Source organism: Psychrobacter sp. PL15 (assembly GCF_035984995.1).
Lineage (GTDB): Bacteria > Pseudomonadota > Gammaproteobacteria > Pseudomonadales > Moraxellaceae > Psychrobacter.
This window is the reverse complement of the sequence record NZ_JAXCIB010000002.1, coordinates 267,820-283,846: the sequence shown is the minus strand read 5'-3', so window position 1 is coordinate 283,846 and position 16,027 is coordinate 267,820. Positions and strand designations below refer to the sequence as shown.

Sequence of the window (16,027 nt, the reverse complement as noted above, 5' to 3'; positions counted from 1 at the left end):
TTAATATCCGACGCTATGCTTGACGGCCGCCTGCTTGGTCAGCAATTGTAGGGTCTCACTGACCATAACCATCGCTACCACCGAGGTTACTACCACTGCTGATCCATACCCACCACACTGTAGACCACCTATCTGACTGCTTTTATCCACACGCGGCGGCTCTGTTGAATAGACGCACTTAATACCAAATTTTTCTTTAAGCGCACTATTGATGCCCTTTTCGTGACGTAATTTATGACGTAGTTTAGCGAGTAGCGGGTCTTGATAGCTGTCACGCAAGTCACTAACTGTAATTTGCAGTGGATCTAGCTTACCACCTGCGCCACCCGCACAAATCAGTTTTAACTTATTAAAGCGGCAGTGTAAGGCAATTGCAAGCTTGGCATTCATGTCATCCACACAGTCTAAGATGACAATAGGCTTATTTTGCTCAGTGGCAGTTTTCACCGCACTACGCTTAGGCAATAAAGCCGCTACGTTATCAACACTCAAGAAATCATCGACTAAGTGCAGCGTGACTTTCGGATTAATTTCACGGATACGGGTGGCCATCGCTGCAATCTTACTTTGTCCAAAGGTACTGTCCAGAGCCGGTAATTGCCGATTAACATTGGAGGCAACTAATACGTCCAAATCAATCAAGGTAATCGTCCCAACTGCCGTTCGAGCCAACGCTTCCGCTGCCCAAGAACCAACACCCCCTACCCCAATAATATATACATGAGCGGCTGCAAAGGTATTAATTGCTGACGCACCATAGAGGGTCTTTGTGCCTTTAAAGCGGCGTTCATACTGTCCAATCGTCATATCTGGTTGATCATGTTCTAATACATCAGGCACTGATGAAACTCCGGTAGCACCGGGCTGCGTCACCGATGGCATAGATGGTCGTTGTTGACTCATAACGGATTAGTAACTCTTTGATGGTTATAGTCGTTATTCATGATGATTACTTTGGATATTGCCAGGTCGTTTGCAAAGCGTTGCAGCTATTTTGCCATAGTTGTCGAGCAAGCTCAGCCGGTGGTACGGTCAGCAGCTCACTAAGCGTTAGCAGTACCCAAGGTAAATTAGCAGGTACGTTTCTATTATGTGCTGGCCTATCACCCCACTCATCATGCGAACGGTGTCGAGGTACTGAAGATGCAAGCATTGCAGATCCGAGCGCTGACGGTTCAGACACTGAAGAACTATTATCTAAAGTCTGACACATCGTAGGCGTCATATCTGGACAGTCAGTCTCAATGACTAGGCAACCAATACCATAATCAGCGACTGCCGCTTGAATTGCATACCGCAGCTTTTTGGCATTAGGATTGGTCACTTGGCCTGTGACGCCGAGCTTAAAACCCAACTTAACAAAGGCTTTGGCTTCTTGCGCACCGCCACTAAAGCTATGAGCAATACCGCCCAGCTTATGAGCATCATAATCATGCGCTTTTAATAGCGCTAAAGCTTGAGCATGGGCCTTACGAATATGAAGCATAACTGGTAGCTGATGATTCACCGCCATATCCAGCTGGGCACTAAAGAAACGTTGCTGTTTGGCAAAGTTCTCAGGCTGTTTCATAGCATCTGTATAAGTATCTAACCCAATCTCTCCGATTGCTAGTGGTCGTTGCTTGGTAAGCATCTGCGCCATAGCCAGCAAATGTGCCTCAGTATGTTGTTCAATATAAAAGGGATGTAGACCTAGGGCAATATGAGCTCTAGGATACAAATTTAGCTGATCGCTGTTCTCTGTTGTGACAGACTGTGACAGATCATCAAGCGCTTGTTGAGTATCGTATAATCGGTCAAAGTGACGATATAAATAACCAACCAATGCGAGGTGATGGACACCATTCTCGTAAGCCTCTTGTGCCTGAAGCTGTCTATCACTATCAAATAACGGCGCATCAAAATGAGTATGCGTATCAACTATGGGGAAGATACTAGGCAATGGTTGGTCGGACATAAGAAATGAGTCGGTAGCGGTCATTAACGAGCTCCACGGTCGGCAATTATTTTGTTAATAACGACTGTATCAGTCCCTATTTTTTGATAAGTCTAATTATAATTATATTTCTATTAATAACCATGTCTAGTAGTTACCTTGATAGTGATTACCTTGATATGATAGTAGCCATACTAAGCTTTATTATCTATCGACGGCGGTACCATATAACGCGGCTTAACCAACCCCTGCAATAATGTATAAGGTACCAGTAAGTCTATGGCTTCGGTCTTCGTTGTAAGCGGCGCTCCTGACTGATAAACCATATGTAAGCCTTGCGGGTCTAAATACCATTGCTGAGACAATTGTAATGGCCAGTCTTCATGATATTTTTGCTCAATACCTTGCAGGGATAAGCCTTTTTTTCGGGCGTTTTGAAACACCAACACTAGCTCGTCAACACTTACTTCTGGCAGCAGAATATCCCCAATAGCCAGCTGTAGCTCTTTTTGCAGATCAAACATCACGTAGGTGAACTGCTGCTGACTGCCATTACGATGCTGCTGTAAACTTATCTTCAGATAGCCCGTTGTGAGGTAACCAAGCTCAGACTCAGCATTGAGCTGGTTATTACTAGCAATACTAGAGACTTGATTGCTAAACCTCTCATTATCACTCGCGCGAGCGTTCAACGGTATTGTTTCAGACGGCAAGTTTAATACCAGCTCGGTATCAATACGCTGATACATGGGCAAAGACTTAACGGTTTGTTCACCGTATTCAATTTGATTGAAGAGCATAGAAACTGTTTTTTTGGCCACTTCATCTTGACTGGCAAGCGGTGTTTCCGGCGCTAATTTACGGGCAATGGTTTGCCACATAATACTGTTTAGCCATGGCTGTTCTGGGCTAAACTCCAAAACGTTAAGCTCAAAGTACTGACAGCGAGTCTGTCGCGGATTGCAATTGGGTTGCCGAGCAATGGCTTGCTGCTTACTAGCTTGTATAGCCGAGCTCACTGCTGCACCCGAAGCCCCCACTGTATTGGCACTACCAAGATTATTATTAAGTTCAATATCATAGGCAGACTCTGCATTTGCTTGCTGCTCAAACATTGATTGGGGTTGTTGCGCACAGCTCAATAGGCTGCTACTTATGGTTAATAGCATAGTTAGTGTTAAAAGCAACTTACCACATGACGGCTTATAAAAATGAGTGTCCATAATTTTGGCTACGATATTCGCTACTGTGGCGACAAAGAGAAAACATAGAATCAAGATTTCAAGTACCAGCTAGATTCTAAAAGTCGTTAGTATCACTCTTTATTAATAAGCGTACCACTTGATTGATAAGCATGCTACTTGTATCAAGTGCTGCCACGTCCTTGGTCAGCGTTTTTTTCGCTATTCTTGGTATGCAAGTTATTGGAGCGACCTACTGTAGGAGTGCTTACTGCTTGCTTGCTACTGCGGCGCGGAATAAGTAGTAGCGCTGTACCGACTGCTCCTAGGACAAACCACCTTTTTTTATTTACTTTTTTACTGCTGGATTTACTCATAGTCTTTTACCTTCTGACGGCTACCTTTGCCCTATTTATCACTGCACACACGTGTCACTACACAGGTATCACTGCACCGACATTTATCTATCCTCACTCTATTATACTAAGGTATGAAAGCGGCGATGTATATTTGTGTTGTGAATACGACAAACAATGTACGGCATAGCTTTTATTGTGTACACCGTCCATGGTTGACACTGTAGATCAATGACACTGTAGATCAATGACACTGTAGATCAATGACACCGTAGATCAATGGCACTTTATGCCACTATCGGGTATAGCTAACCGGGATTTTTAATAGGTTTAGCCCATGGCGGCATTGGTTTAGGAATAGCAGGTAAAATAAGAAAACCGCGCACAAACGACATATAAGCACGGCTCATGAGGGTAGTGCCTTGTCAGTTTATACTGAGTAAATAAGATATAGCATTAACGCTTTAGTGGGTAAGTGGTTAATCCATTATTAGAACTGTCTACTTTAGTAAAGCCATTTGGCGCAGGGTTTGATTTTTGATCACGCTTAGGGATCAGTGGATTGAGCGGCATCAACTCATAGTCGGCACTTACGGTACCGTTCCAGCCTTCAGTACCACTTAATGGTAATTGCTTGATCGTGCCGTTTTTATCAATGACCAACTGCAAGACGCGCATTTGATTGTATTTGCGCTCGGTGACACTGGCTACCGCCCCGCCGTCACGTAAAATAGTCGGCTGTAAAAATATGATTAGGTTACTTTTTCGGCTGTTATCATTATCAGAACGAAATAACCGACCGATAAAGGGCATATTACCTAAACCAGGGACTTTTTGTTGGCTGGTAGTACTGTTATCACGCATCAAGCCACCAAGGGCAATCGTCTGCTGATCATCGGCTAAGATAGTAGTATTAATGAGGCTTTTATTAGTAATTAAACCACTAGAATTGCCAATACTACTCGGCACGACTGAAGATACCTCTTGCGACACTTCCAAGCGTACGGTGCCATTGTCACCAATATGCGGAATAACGTTAAGATTGATACCGATATCTTGGCGGTCAATAGTCTGAAATGGATTGGTTGAGGAATTGCCGCTGGTGGTAAACGAGCCGGTTACGAAAGGCACGTTTTGACCCACTAAAATACTGGCCTTTTCATTATCCAACGTTAAGATAGATGGCATAGATAACAGATTGGCACTAGTAGAAGAATCCAGCGCTTGTAAGACAGCCCCATAAAATGCAGTGTTGCCGTTACTGTCTTTTCGACTGTCACCAATACCAATCAACGCACCAGCAATAGAGCTAGCGGCCGAACTGATACCTAAACCACCACCCGTCAAGGCGGCAGCGGCAAGTGCAGTGGCACTAACGCCAACATTATTAAAGTTCACTACCCCAAAGCCCGTATTGGCATTACCAAGCGCCCACTGAATCCCAAGCTGGGTGGCATCATCCCCTGAAACTTCAACGATAGCCGCTTGAATCAGTACTTGTGCGCGACGATTATCGAGCTGGTTGACGGCATCTTCAATCTCAAACATCAGCTCAGGCGCCGCATTGACGATGACTGCATTTTGAGTTTCATCTGCGATAATACTAAAGGGCCTACCATTAATACCAGTACCAGCCCCGCCTGAATTACCAGTAGATTGGCTACCTAAGTTATTACCACTAAGTGCCGCATTGCTCTCGGTATTTAAAGCTGCACCGGTAGTGCTCGCATCAGTCAATGATGCTGATTCTAGACTCGAGGTCGCACCTGTACTGTTGATAGACTGGTTAGCAAGCAAACCACGTAGCATCTGGGCAATATGATCGGCACTAGCATACTTTAATCGGAATACGCGCAGGCCACTCAATCGCCGCGTAGGGGTGGTATCTAGCTGATTAACCATTTCTTGCACTTTAGCAATCATCTCAGGGCTGCCTTTTACCAACAACCTATCACTAGCAGTGTCCGCAATGACCTTGAACTGGTCACCACCTTGCGCCTGTGCACTGCCTGCGCTGGTAACCAAGGCAGTGATTAAGTCCATCATACGTTCGGCATCGACATGACGCAGTGGTATTACCTGCAAGCTGTCATTCACATCACTATCTAAGTCACGAATCAAGTCGGTCAATTGATTAAGGTTCTCAGCGCGATCAGACAATACTAAAGCATTGACTCCAGGCACAGCGGCAGCATGAGCGGACTGCGCCATTAAAGGACGAATGACACCCAGTACCTCAGCAGCTTGGGTATTGTTCAAATAAATGATACGGGTTGCTAGCACCTCACCGACACTATCGCCACGCAAATCAACCGCAATGCCAGACTGTTTGGCCACGTTATCTGGTACCAGCTTAATCGTGGTTCCAGACTCAATTGCTGCAATACCATTAACCTGCATCACACTCAAAAACAGCTGATAAATTTCATCACGGGACAAAGCACGATTGGAAATAACGGTCACATTGCCATTAACACGTGGATCAAGCACAAAATTCTGATTGGTGATGGTCGCCACTTCATTAATAAAAGCTTTGATATCAGCATCTTGTAAGTTGACTTTCCAGCTCTCAGCACTAGCAAAACCTACAGTTGCCGCCCATAGCGGTAATGCCAAATATAACGGACGGCACATATGCATCATACGCTGCAAGATATACGGCAAAGGTTTTACTGAAAATTTATACAAACTTACCATGGTCTAATTACCTACTGTAATATCACTCAGTATAAGGTTAAATACTGCTAAAAATAGCGTTAATGAATGCTGCTTCAATAATCTAAACAAAGGTCTTAAAATTGCTGGCGGATAGTGATTACTTGTTCACCGCGTTTTACTTCGATTTGAGCTTCACCTGATTTTTGCGCTTGTTGCAGTACACCCGCATCTTGTGCAGGATTACCACCAACACTTTGACCATTTACCGTAAGTACTCGATCACCGGGCTCAAGCCCTAAGCGCTTACGTAGGCCCGCAGGCATCGCGGCAGTGACCTGATAACCTTCTTCTGATGCCATAACACCCATACGACTTAAATAACTGTCTGAGTTTCCCTGCAAGGCAGCTACCGCTTCATCAATAGCGGAATTTAGGCCAATCTCATTAGCAGACTCGACATTGTTATCGCCAAAAACTGCCGTACCTTGTAGGGTCGGTGGAGCGGCAAGTAGCGCGCTATTATCTGGTAAGCCTTGATTGCTTACCGCGCCTTTGGCCTCAGCGCTTTGATCAAGCAGCAGCGGATCAGCCATTCTGATCACGGTTTGTTTATTTGCGATATCAGCAATGATGATGGCATTCCAATCTACTGAAACCAGGGTATAACCACTGTCTTTTAAGCTATCGCCGATTCGGTAGTTTTGTACTTCACCATTCACATCCAACAGTGCCGAAGATAGGCTTGCCGGCACAGCTAATAGTACGCCTTTTAATCCAACGTTCGGCGGTGGCCTTACCGCTGCAGCGATAGGTTCAGGATCAAAAAAGATAGCAAACAAGCTATTATAATCCCCAGCAGAGGTGGTGGGGTTTTGTAGGGGTAACAGTGGTAATACCGGCGACCCAGGCACCGCTAGCAACAACCATAGCAGCCTAGATGCCGTCCAGCATAACCAGCTGATAGCCAGTAACAACAGCCAACCTGAAGAGCGGTTAAGTACCTTGACTACTGGCTTTAGGCGGGTGGTTACACTGATCATCTAACGCGCCCCTAAACTTGTTAGTAGCGGCTGGCGTACGCTGACCACTGGGGTGTCTTGCGGCGCTTGCCCGCTATATTCTGGCATATTTTCTAAGAGGCGCTGGGTCAAACTCACATCCAACATGCTATCGCCATCAATATATAGGTCGCCTAAACGCTTATCTTGATTATTCAATAGGTTAATATGCAGCAAGTTTCTATCGTCTTTTTGCTCTTGGCTTAACTGCGCACGCATCGCCGGCATGGTGATATAAAAAACTTTGCCACCGCTAGGGTAACCCACTTCTCCACCCACCCAAGTTAATTGACCATCCGCTTGGGTAAATCCAGATGCGCTTTTGTCTGACTCTGTATCAGATCTTGTCTGACGCTGTAATGACACGGCATTGAGCTGAATGGGTGTATTGGGCAATTGCCAATCTACCACGCTAGCCAAAGTCTCAGGTGCAATTTTGCCGCTCATATCGTTGACTTGCCACGAGCTACGCCCTATTTTAACCTGACCATTAAGCTTGGTTTTTCCCGAACTTATATCGACAAATGCGCTTACTTTCCCGAGTAACAACTGCCACGGCTGCCACGACCATTCAACAGTGCCAGTCAGCGGCGTAGCCGACATCGGCAGCTGCCAAACAGCCGAACCTTGCCACAAGTTGCCTGACACATGCTGCACATAAGGAGACTGTGGCGCATACTTTTCAATCACCCATGCTGCTGGCATTTGAACCAGTGCAAACAGCATAAATATAGCCAGCCCAAGTAGCCACCACAGCTTACGGGGACGCTTATGAGACGAAGCAGACACTTGGGGCACGGTTAAACAACTCTTATAGCAAACAAAGGCGTTATTATCATAGCAAACAATAGCCTAAAAATGACAGAAAAAAAGCCAGTATCTTTTAACCAAGATACCAGCTGTTATGCGCGTACTTCTGCCTTTAATTGAACACCTTAATGACTGTTATTACAGTAGACAGCCCTTGTAAGTAATATGCTTTGTATATGACTATATAAATAGGAGCATCTAAGTTATTCAACTAAAGTAGTATTATATTACTATACTGCCAGAAATTATATTGCAAAATCTTTAAGGCTGCGACCCGCTGCTAACGCTTCGACTAACCAGGTCGGCTTACGACCGCGACCAGTCCACGTGTTATCGTTGTTTTCTGTATTACGATATTTAATACTGCGTTTTTTCTCCAGTTTTTCCCCTGCTTCCAATATCTCGTTAATCGTACTGTTGCTGTCTTCTGCAATTTTCTCGAATTGCATATAGGCATCATACAAACGCTGATGCTGTTTTTTAGCAATCAGCTGTTGAGCATTCTCAGTAATAGCACGTAGCTCGTCTACACTTAAGTTATCTAAATCAATTGCGCTATTTTTACTCATAGTAGTCCTAGGTTGCGTAATGGAAATGATCTTGATTGGTTTTTAATCGCTTATTAAACTCTAAATGAATATACGCTATTGCCTCTCAAATTATTTGAAGTATACCAATTAGTACCAATCAACTGGATATAATATAAACAAAAATATAATTTATAACAATAGTTAATTAATTTTTATTGGTTCAAATAAAAGGAAAAATAATTTCTTACATAATTTTCTATTCTATTTTGTATATATTTTCGGTACAACATATTTTTAATAAACAGTTATCCTTAAAGCCACTTATACCTATTAAAATTATGAAAACAGTAAAAAATTCTATATTAGCTATATCAAACAAGGTGTTACACTTATGCTTATAAAACATAATATTTATACCCTATCAATGAATAAGGATTTAAAAATTACTGCCATATTATTTTATACTCCTAAAAATATAAGACTTTAAATATATAAACAATCACTAAAAAACAAAAACTCAGTCAGTTGATTGGGTTTTTGTTTTTTAGTGATTACATCAATGCTGTCATTCTGTTACCTTCCATTATTATATCTCAATATTCTTCAGAAGATATTTTGTGGCTTTATTATTTATACCCACTAAAAAGCCTTGCATAAGCAAGGCTCTCATAACTTTTATCAACACTCTGTATTCATGTATCCTAGAACGGAATATCATCATCAACTGGGCCATCTGGCATGGCCGCTGGCTTCGGTTGTGCAGGTGCCTGAGTAGGCGCATTAAATTGATTCTGTTGCGCCGGTGTGTTTTGGTTATTGTAACCACCTTGGCCACCACCTTGCTGCATACCATTACCTTGGTTAGAGCCATTTTGGGGATTATTATTTTGGCCACCTTGATTACTCTGACCGCCTTGGTTGCCTGTGTTTTGGCCACCATAATTGCCTGCACCACCGTCTTGACCACCACTCGCGCCATCTAACATTTGCATTTGATAGGCCTTGATATCGGTAGCATAACGGTCGCTACCATCTGGTGCTTGGTATTTACGGGTATTTAGACTGCCTTCAATGTAAACTTTACTGCCTTTACGTAAATATTGCGCCGCGATCTCACCCAAGCGATTGTACAATGCAATGCGATGCCATTCGGTGGCTTCTTTTTTCTCGCCACTTTGCTTATCTGTCCATTGCTCTGAGGTTGCAACTGAAATGTTAGTTACGCTACCACCGTTGCTGAATTGGCGTACCTCAGGATCTGCACCGAGGTTACCGATAATGATGACTTTATTGACACCGCGCATAATACCATCCTTTTACTTGTGAAGAATTTAATGACTGGTTTTAATGGAAATCACTAATACTATTAGTAATATGCTTTTACTTTAACCAATTTTTACCTAAATATCTAGGGGGCTTTGCCTATCATGCGACATTCTTTGTCGTGCAGTATTAAGTTTTCTGATATTATAACTAACAACAACAGAGAGACACTCTTTTGGCCTGTTAACTGGCCTGCTAACGGTACTTTAATAGGCTCTATAGAAATAAAAGACTGTTGTCAGCCACAGACAAGAAATGGTGTGTCTCCTGATAAAGCTCATACTTATTTAGTATTGCGATGCATACTCAAGGTCACGCTACCCAATTCAACACCATATTTTTTCATTACTGAACGGTTGAGCATGACATCTTCATTGATTAAGTACATCCAATCATCAAAATTCACGTTATAGGTTTTGCCATCGACCGGTAGCTCTAGTACATACTGCCAATGCAAGGTATTACCGACTACTTCTCCTATCGCCTCGCCAACAACGTCGCCTGCCACCCCTTTCCATTGTCCATCAGCTTGCTGAGTCAGCCGCCATATACGCTGTGACTTTGTGCCATCTGTCCAAGAGAACTTTTCATCTAAAACAATGACATTATCGCCTTCATGAGTGGCCTCAATATCAACATAAAATCTTTTTTTGACTTCGCCATTACGCCCTTGAAACATTCCCCAGCCATCAATTTGACCTGAGAAAAACTGATGCATATCAAGCGTTGGCGTTGTATTTTGATAGGTCTGAATATTTTGCGTGGTACAGCCAGAAGTCAATAACGTTATTGACAGCCCTAAGCCAATGCCAAGCTTAGCTATCGATTTAGTTATGGTTGTTGGTAGTTTTTTAACGGGGCGTTTTTTAGCGACAAACATACCAGATAACTTGTTAAATTTACTCATCTTAATGCCTTTTTAAAGTGAGGATAGAAATTATATTCTACTTGTTAACTGCTATGATTGTAACTTAGGTTGTCTCTTAAATATCTAGCGGACTTTGCGCAAGCTGCGACAGCTCTTGTCGTGCAGTATCTGTCAATTTGGTTTTGTCGAGTTTCAAATAAGCCACTTGTTCTTTGGCCATGACCATTAGCTCGTCAACCCCTTCTATCGCCATCATCTGCCGCGACCAGTCTTGAATATTGATGTTCTTAGGTATCGTTACGGTAGTGCTAGATAAATATGGTGGCTGCGCAATAGGGATGATAATCAGTAGCGACACACCCATTATTGCCGCGAGGATACTCCAGGCCAATAAATTAGGTTGACTCAATAATAGCCCACCCATTGCTCCACCAACAAACGCACCAAAAAACTGACTGGATGAGTTTAGCCCCATCGCTGTGGCTTTGTTAGCAACTGGGGCACGTTTAGATATCCACGAGGGAATCGTAGCCTCAAGTAAATTAAAGCCCATAAAATATAGCAATAGACCTAAGATGATACCAATACCTACTTGACTACCAAGCGCTAGTAGAGCTAAGGAAAAGGTCATCAAGCCAATCGCGCCTAAGAATACTTGACGCATTTTACGTTTCTTTTCTGCAATAATAATAAAAGGTATCGCCACTGCAAAGCCGATAAATAATAGGGGTAAATAAACCAAGCCCTGCTGGCGTACTGTCAGGCCCATCACCTCCGAGAGCTGATGCGGTAAAATGACAAATATCGCGGTCATAGTCAGATGTAGCGCAAAGATACCAATATGCAAACGGTTAAGATCGCCAATTTTTAGTACGTCTGATAACTGCTGGCCAATCGATTTATTGTCTAGATTGTGTTTGAGCACTCGCATCGGTGACGGTACGACTAACAGCAGCAGCATCGCCAAAACCGCAAAGCCGGCGGTCAGCCAAAACAATCCTGAAATACCTAGCGAGCCTACTAACAAAGGCCCAAAAGCAAAAGCCAGCATGATAGAGGTAGCAATGGTCAAGCCCATGGTCGCCATGGCCTTAGTGCGCATCTCCTCACGGGTGACGTCAGCTAATAACGCCATCAACACGGCAGAGACCGCGCCACTACCTGCCAGTGCACGGCCAATAATCACTTCATAAATGTCGGTGGCGTTGGCTGCGATGATACCGCCTAATGCGAATAAGACCAAACCAAGCATAATAATTGGCTTACGCGGGAATTTGTCGGCAGCGAGACTCATGGGTATCTGAAAGATGGCCTGACCAAGCCCATAAATACCAACGGCTAAACCGATCAAAAATGGCGTCGCATGCGTATAACTGTCCCCATACACAGAAAATACTGGCACAATCATAAACAAGCCAATCATACGTAAGGCAAAAATACCACCGACTCCTAAGATTGCCCGTTTTTCTACGCTATTCATACTTGCCTCACTGATTGATCATCTAACGGCTGACGTCCTACACCTTAAGAACAGGCAAAACTGCGCTATCTTCGCATCTATTAACCAACAATATCAAGAGGCAGTCAGACTGTCTCTTAAATGCCTAGCAGCCCGACTCTAAATCAAGCTATACAGTATAAAACATTCGCCGTCTGGTTGCCGAGAATTTTACGCCTTCGACCTTATCTAGCCTAGTCTGACTTCTTAATCTGATTCGATAATTTTGTTACTAAGTGCATCTGATGCGCAATAATACCTTGAATTATGAGTCTGTCGTGACAATAGAGTAGAGCATTGCGGAGAGCATCAAGCGACAAAATCTTCTCTGAGATGCGTTTATAACGACAAATTACGCAAACTTATAATAATAAACCTATTTTTATTAGATTATTAAAGTGAATGCCTTTAATAAGCAATTACTCAAACAGTGATAGCCATTGTTTAATAAAATTTGAGATATTTTTTCAAAAACGCAATCCACTTAACGTTATTGAAAACACATAACTGATTATCTACTTTAGAACTTTTCAACAAATTTATTATCAATAATGATAAGTTTTATCCCTGATTGAGCAGCATGGTATCTAAAATTTATTAACAATCTCAAATATCTGTAGTATTTATGACTGTCTTAAACTCATTCGTTTATTAAGCTATTTATTTAACTGATTTTTATACATATTTGATAACCACATTTATATGTTGGTTTTAACACCCCTTTTAGCGAATAGGAAACCTATAACCGATGGCACATGACCATATCGCAATACGCGGCGCACGTACTCATAATCTAAAAAATATTGATTTAGATATTCCACGAGATAAGTTTGTAGTAATCACAGGTTTATCTGGCTCAGGTAAATCATCTTTGGCATTTGATACCCTTTATGCCGAAGGACAACGTCGTTATGTCGAGAGTTTATCGGCTTATGCGCGCCAATTTCTATCACAAATGGAAAAACCAGATGTCGATAGCATCGATGGACTATCACCGGCGATTGCGATTGAACAAAAATCAACCAACCATAATCCACGCTCAACGGTTGGTACGATTACCGAGATTTATGACTATTTACGCCTGCTTTATGCCCGTATCGGTACGCCATATTGCCCTGAACATGGCGAGCCCATGGTGGCGCAGTCCGTAACTGAAATGGTCGATCAGGTCATGTCGCTACCGGAGGAGACTAAGCTGATGATCCTCGCACCGGTCATTCGTGAGCGTAAAGGCGAGCATACGGTACTGTTAGAACAGCTGGTAGGCCAAGGCTTTGTACGAGTGCGGGTCGACGGTGATGTCTATGATATGGACGAGCTACCAGCCCTAGAGAAGAAGAAAAAGCATACCATCGAAGTGGTGGTTGACCGCTTTAAAGTGCGTGATGATTTGGGCAACCGTGTTGCTGAAAGCTTAGAAACTGCGCTACGTTTGGGTCAAGGGCTGGTTACCTTGCATTATATGGATGGCAATCCAAAGCCTGATGGTAGTGACAATCAAGTCATGTCAGCCAAACACAGCTGTCCTATTTGTGATCGTGCAGTATCTGAGCTTGAGCCAAGATTGTTTAGTTTTAACAATCCCTATGGTGCCTGCCCAGCCTGTGATGGCTTGGGTAAGCGTCAGTATTTTTCTGCCGAAAAACTCATCACTCATCATGAAAAATCCCTAAACCAAGGGGCGATTAATGGTTGGGATAAGCGTCATGCTTATTACTTTGGTCTGCTATCAACGGTCTGTCATCATTTCAAAATTGATATGGATGCGCCGTGGCAAGCACTCTCTACAGAGCAGCAAGACCTGATCATGCAAGGCTCAGGTAAAGAAAAGCTAACCTTTAACTTTACGGATGAGCGTGGTCGTAAAACCAATAAAACCATTCCTTTTGAAGGCGTGCTGCCCTATCTTGAGCGCCGTTATGCCAAAACCCAAAGTAATCTCGTGCGTGACGAGCTGGCCAAATATCTAGCAGACACCACTTGTAACGTCTGTGATGGCGCGCGTCTCAATGAAATTTCGCGTAATGTACGGGTTGATGATCAAACCATTGCTGAAATCGTTAAGCTGTCTATTGGTGATGCTGCTGATTATTATAAAACGCTAAAGATTGGCGGTCATAAAGGTGAAGTCGCGGAGAAGATCTTCAAAGAGATTAACGAGCGCTTGAACTTCTTGGTCAGTGTTGGACTGGATTATTTATCATTAGCCCGTTCCGCTGAAACCCTATCTGGTGGTGAAGCGCAACGTATCAGGCTAGCCAGCCAAATTGGTGCCGGTCTAATGGGCGTGATGTACGTGCTTGATGAGCCCTCAATTGGACTGCATCAACGTGATAACGATCGTCTGCTAAAAACTTTAATGCGTTTGCGTGATTTAGGCAATACCGTGCTAGTCGTTGAGCATGACGAAGATGCGATTCGCCACGCTGATCATGTGATTGACATCGGAGTTGGTGCTGGCGTCCATGGTGGTCACGTGATTGCCCAAGGCACAGTAGATGACATCATGGCCTCCAAGGAATCACTTACTGGCCAGTATATGTCTGGTAAGATGAAAATCGATATTCCTAAAGTTCGTCATCAACCCAAGACGATTGACATGGAAGTTGAAGGCAAGGCCAAACCTAAAAAAGTCCCTATGACCATTGAGTTAAAAGGGGCAACAGGTAACAACTTACAAGATGTCCATTTGACCCTACCGATTGGTATCATGACTTGTATTACTGGGGTGTCCGGCTCGGGTAAATCCACGCTGATCAACCGCACTTTAATGCCATTGGCAGCTACCCAGTTGAATAATGCCTCAACCCTGATCGCTGACAAATTCGAAAGTATTAGTGGTCTTGAGCACTTGGACAAGATGGTCGATATTGACCAAAGCCCTATTGGCCGTACCCCGCGCTCAAACCCAGCAACTTATACCGGCGTCTTTACCCCAGTACGGGAAATGTTCGCCCAAACACTAGAGGCACGAGCCCGCGGTTATAAACCAGGTCGCTTTAGCTTTAACGTTAAAGGCGGTCGCTGTGAGACTTGCCAAGGTGATGGCCTGATCAAAGTTGAGATGCATTTTTTACCAGACATGTATGTGCCCTGCGATACTTGTGAAGGCAAGCGCTATAACCGCGAGACTTTAGAGATTTACTATAAAGGCAAAAACATCGCTGAAGTGCTGGATATGACCGTTGAAGACGCGGCAGAATTTTTCTCAGCTATTCCCGCTATTTATCGTCGTCTGCAGGCCCTAGTCGAAGTTGGTCTCAGTTATATTCGTCTTGGTCAATCAGCACCCACGTTATCTGGCGGTGAAGCGCAGCGTGTCAAACTAGCCCGCGAGCTGGCCAAACGTGATACTGGACAGACGCTGTATATCTTGGATGAACCGACCACTGGTTTGCATTTCCACGATATCGCTAAGCTGCTTAATATCTTGCATGCGCTACGTGACAAAGGCAACACTATCGTAGTGATTGAACATAACTTGGATGTTATTAAAACCGCGGATTGGGTAATTGACTTGGGACCTGAAGGCGGTAAAGGTGGTGGACTGATTGTCGCTGAAGGCACACCTGAACAAGTGGCGGAAGTTAAAGGCTCGCATACCGGTGAGTTCTTAAAGCCGATGCTTGAGTCACAGCAAGCAAGCTGATTAAACTATTGTTAATTTTTGATATTAAGGCTATTCTTTAGGGAATGGCTTTTTTTATTGGGTGGAATAAAGTAAATCACTCCTTTACCCCAACGTAAAAGAAAATCTGTAGCTTTCTGAAAAATGAAAAGGATATAGTTGATCCTGCTTTTCGCTGCTA

Annotated in this window: 12 protein-coding genes; 1 reads left to right on the top strand and 11 read right to left on the bottom strand. The window is 43.5% G+C overall.

Annotated elements, in window-relative coordinates:
• From RCH20_RS02710 to RCH20_RS02660, 11 genes are all read right to left on the bottom strand, one after another.
• Positions 1–807 (bottom strand): tRNA threonylcarbamoyladenosine dehydratase, encoded by an 807-nt coding sequence (locus RCH20_RS02710; protein ID WP_327192547.1) that lies wholly within the window; start codon positions 805–807, stop codon positions 1–3.
• Positions 808–949: 142 nt separating this feature from the next.
• On the bottom strand, positions 950–1,981 hold the full coding sequence (locus RCH20_RS02705; RefSeq protein ID WP_327192485.1) for a TatD family hydrolase: 1,032 nt from the start codon (positions 1,979–1,981) through the stop codon (positions 950–952).
• A 149-nt stretch (positions 1,982–2,130) separates the two neighbouring features.
• Positions 2,131–3,105: a hypothetical protein gene (locus RCH20_RS02700; protein ID WP_327192484.1), complete on the bottom strand. Its 975-nt coding sequence runs from the start codon at positions 3,103–3,105 to the stop codon at positions 2,131–2,133.
• A 197-nt stretch (positions 3,106–3,302) separates the two neighbouring features.
• Positions 3,303–3,494, bottom strand: coding sequence for a hypothetical protein (locus RCH20_RS02695; RefSeq protein ID WP_327192483.1), 192 nt, complete (start codon positions 3,492–3,494; stop codon positions 3,303–3,305).
• A gap of 435 nt (positions 3,495–3,929) precedes the next feature.
• A complete protein-coding gene (gene gspD / locus RCH20_RS02690; protein WP_327192482.1) occupies positions 3,930–6,170 on the bottom strand; it encodes a type II secretion system secretin GspD in 2,241 nt (746 codons plus the stop codon).
• Positions 6,171–6,265: 95 nt separating this feature from the next.
• Positions 6,266–7,171: a PDZ domain-containing protein gene (locus RCH20_RS02685; protein ID WP_327192481.1), complete on the bottom strand. Its 906-nt coding sequence runs from the start codon at positions 7,169–7,171 to the stop codon at positions 6,266–6,268.
• The gene (gspN, locus tag RCH20_RS02680) at positions 7,172–7,987 is read right to left on the bottom strand and encodes a type II secretion system protein N (RefSeq protein ID WP_327192480.1); all 816 of its coding nucleotides are present in this window, start codon (positions 7,985–7,987) and stop codon (positions 7,172–7,174) included.
• A 257-nt stretch (positions 7,988–8,244) separates the two neighbouring features.
• Positions 8,245–8,568, bottom strand: a complete 324-nt coding sequence (locus RCH20_RS02675) for an H-NS histone family protein (protein WP_209956546.1) — start codon at positions 8,566–8,568, stop codon at positions 8,245–8,247.
• Positions 8,569–9,230: 662 nt separating this feature from the next.
• Positions 9,231–9,833, bottom strand: coding sequence for a single-stranded DNA-binding protein (gene ssb / locus RCH20_RS02670; RefSeq protein ID WP_327192479.1), 603 nt, complete (start codon positions 9,831–9,833; stop codon positions 9,231–9,233).
• A gap of 302 nt (positions 9,834–10,135) precedes the next feature.
• Positions 10,136–10,759, bottom strand: coding sequence for a DUF3833 domain-containing protein (locus tag RCH20_RS02665; RefSeq protein ID WP_327192478.1), 624 nt, complete (start codon positions 10,757–10,759; stop codon positions 10,136–10,138).
• A 76-nt stretch (positions 10,760–10,835) separates the two neighbouring features.
• Entirely contained in the window at positions 10,836–12,200 is a 1,365-nt protein-coding gene (locus RCH20_RS02660; RefSeq protein WP_209956531.1) for an MFS transporter, read from the bottom strand.
• A 766-nt stretch (positions 12,201–12,966) separates the two neighbouring features.
• On the opposite strand from RCH20_RS02660, the gene uvrA reads away from it, so the two are divergent.
• On the top strand, positions 12,967–15,867 hold the full coding sequence (uvrA, locus tag RCH20_RS02655; RefSeq protein WP_327192477.1) for an excinuclease ABC subunit UvrA: 2,901 nt from the start codon (positions 12,967–12,969) through the stop codon (positions 15,865–15,867).
• The last annotated feature ends 160 nt before the right edge of the window (positions 15,868–16,027 follow it).

Excerpts from the sequence above, each read along its gene's own strand:
- RCH20_RS02710 (WP_327192547.1), bottom strand. The coding sequence starts at position 807 with ATGACGATTGGACAGTATGAACGCCGCTTTAAAGGCACAAAGACCCTC.
- uvrA (WP_327192477.1), top strand. The coding sequence starts at position 12,967 with ATGGCACATGACCATATCGCAATACGCGGCGCACGTACTCATAATCTA.
- ssb (WP_327192479.1), bottom strand. The coding sequence starts at position 9,833 with ATGCGCGGTGTCAATAAAGTCATCATTATCGGTAACCTCGGTGCAGAT.
- RCH20_RS02700 (WP_327192484.1), bottom strand. The coding sequence starts at position 3,105 with ATGCTATTAACCATAAGTAGCAGCCTATTGAGCTGTGCGCAACAACCC.
- RCH20_RS02705 (WP_327192485.1), bottom strand. The coding sequence starts at position 1,981 with ATGACCGCTACCGACTCATTTCTTATGTCCGACCAACCATTGCCTAGT.
- RCH20_RS02685 (WP_327192481.1), bottom strand. The coding sequence starts at position 7,171 with ATGATCAGTGTAACCACCCGCCTAAAGCCAGTAGTCAAGGTACTTAAC.
- RCH20_RS02665 (WP_327192478.1), bottom strand. The coding sequence starts at position 10,759 with ATGAGTAAATTTAACAAGTTATCTGGTATGTTTGTCGCTAAAAAACGC.
- RCH20_RS02695 (WP_327192483.1), bottom strand. The coding sequence starts at position 3,494 with ATGAGTAAATCCAGCAGTAAAAAAGTAAATAAAAAAAGGTGGTTTGTC.
- RCH20_RS02675 (WP_209956546.1), bottom strand. The coding sequence starts at position 8,568 with ATGAGTAAAAATAGCGCAATTGATTTAGATAACTTAAGTGTAGACGAG.
- gspD (WP_327192482.1), bottom strand. The coding sequence starts at position 6,170 with ATGGTAAGTTTGTATAAATTTTCAGTAAAACCTTTGCCGTATATCTTG.
- RCH20_RS02660 (WP_209956531.1), bottom strand. The coding sequence starts at position 12,200 with ATGAATAGCGTAGAAAAACGGGCAATCTTAGGAGTCGGTGGTATTTTT.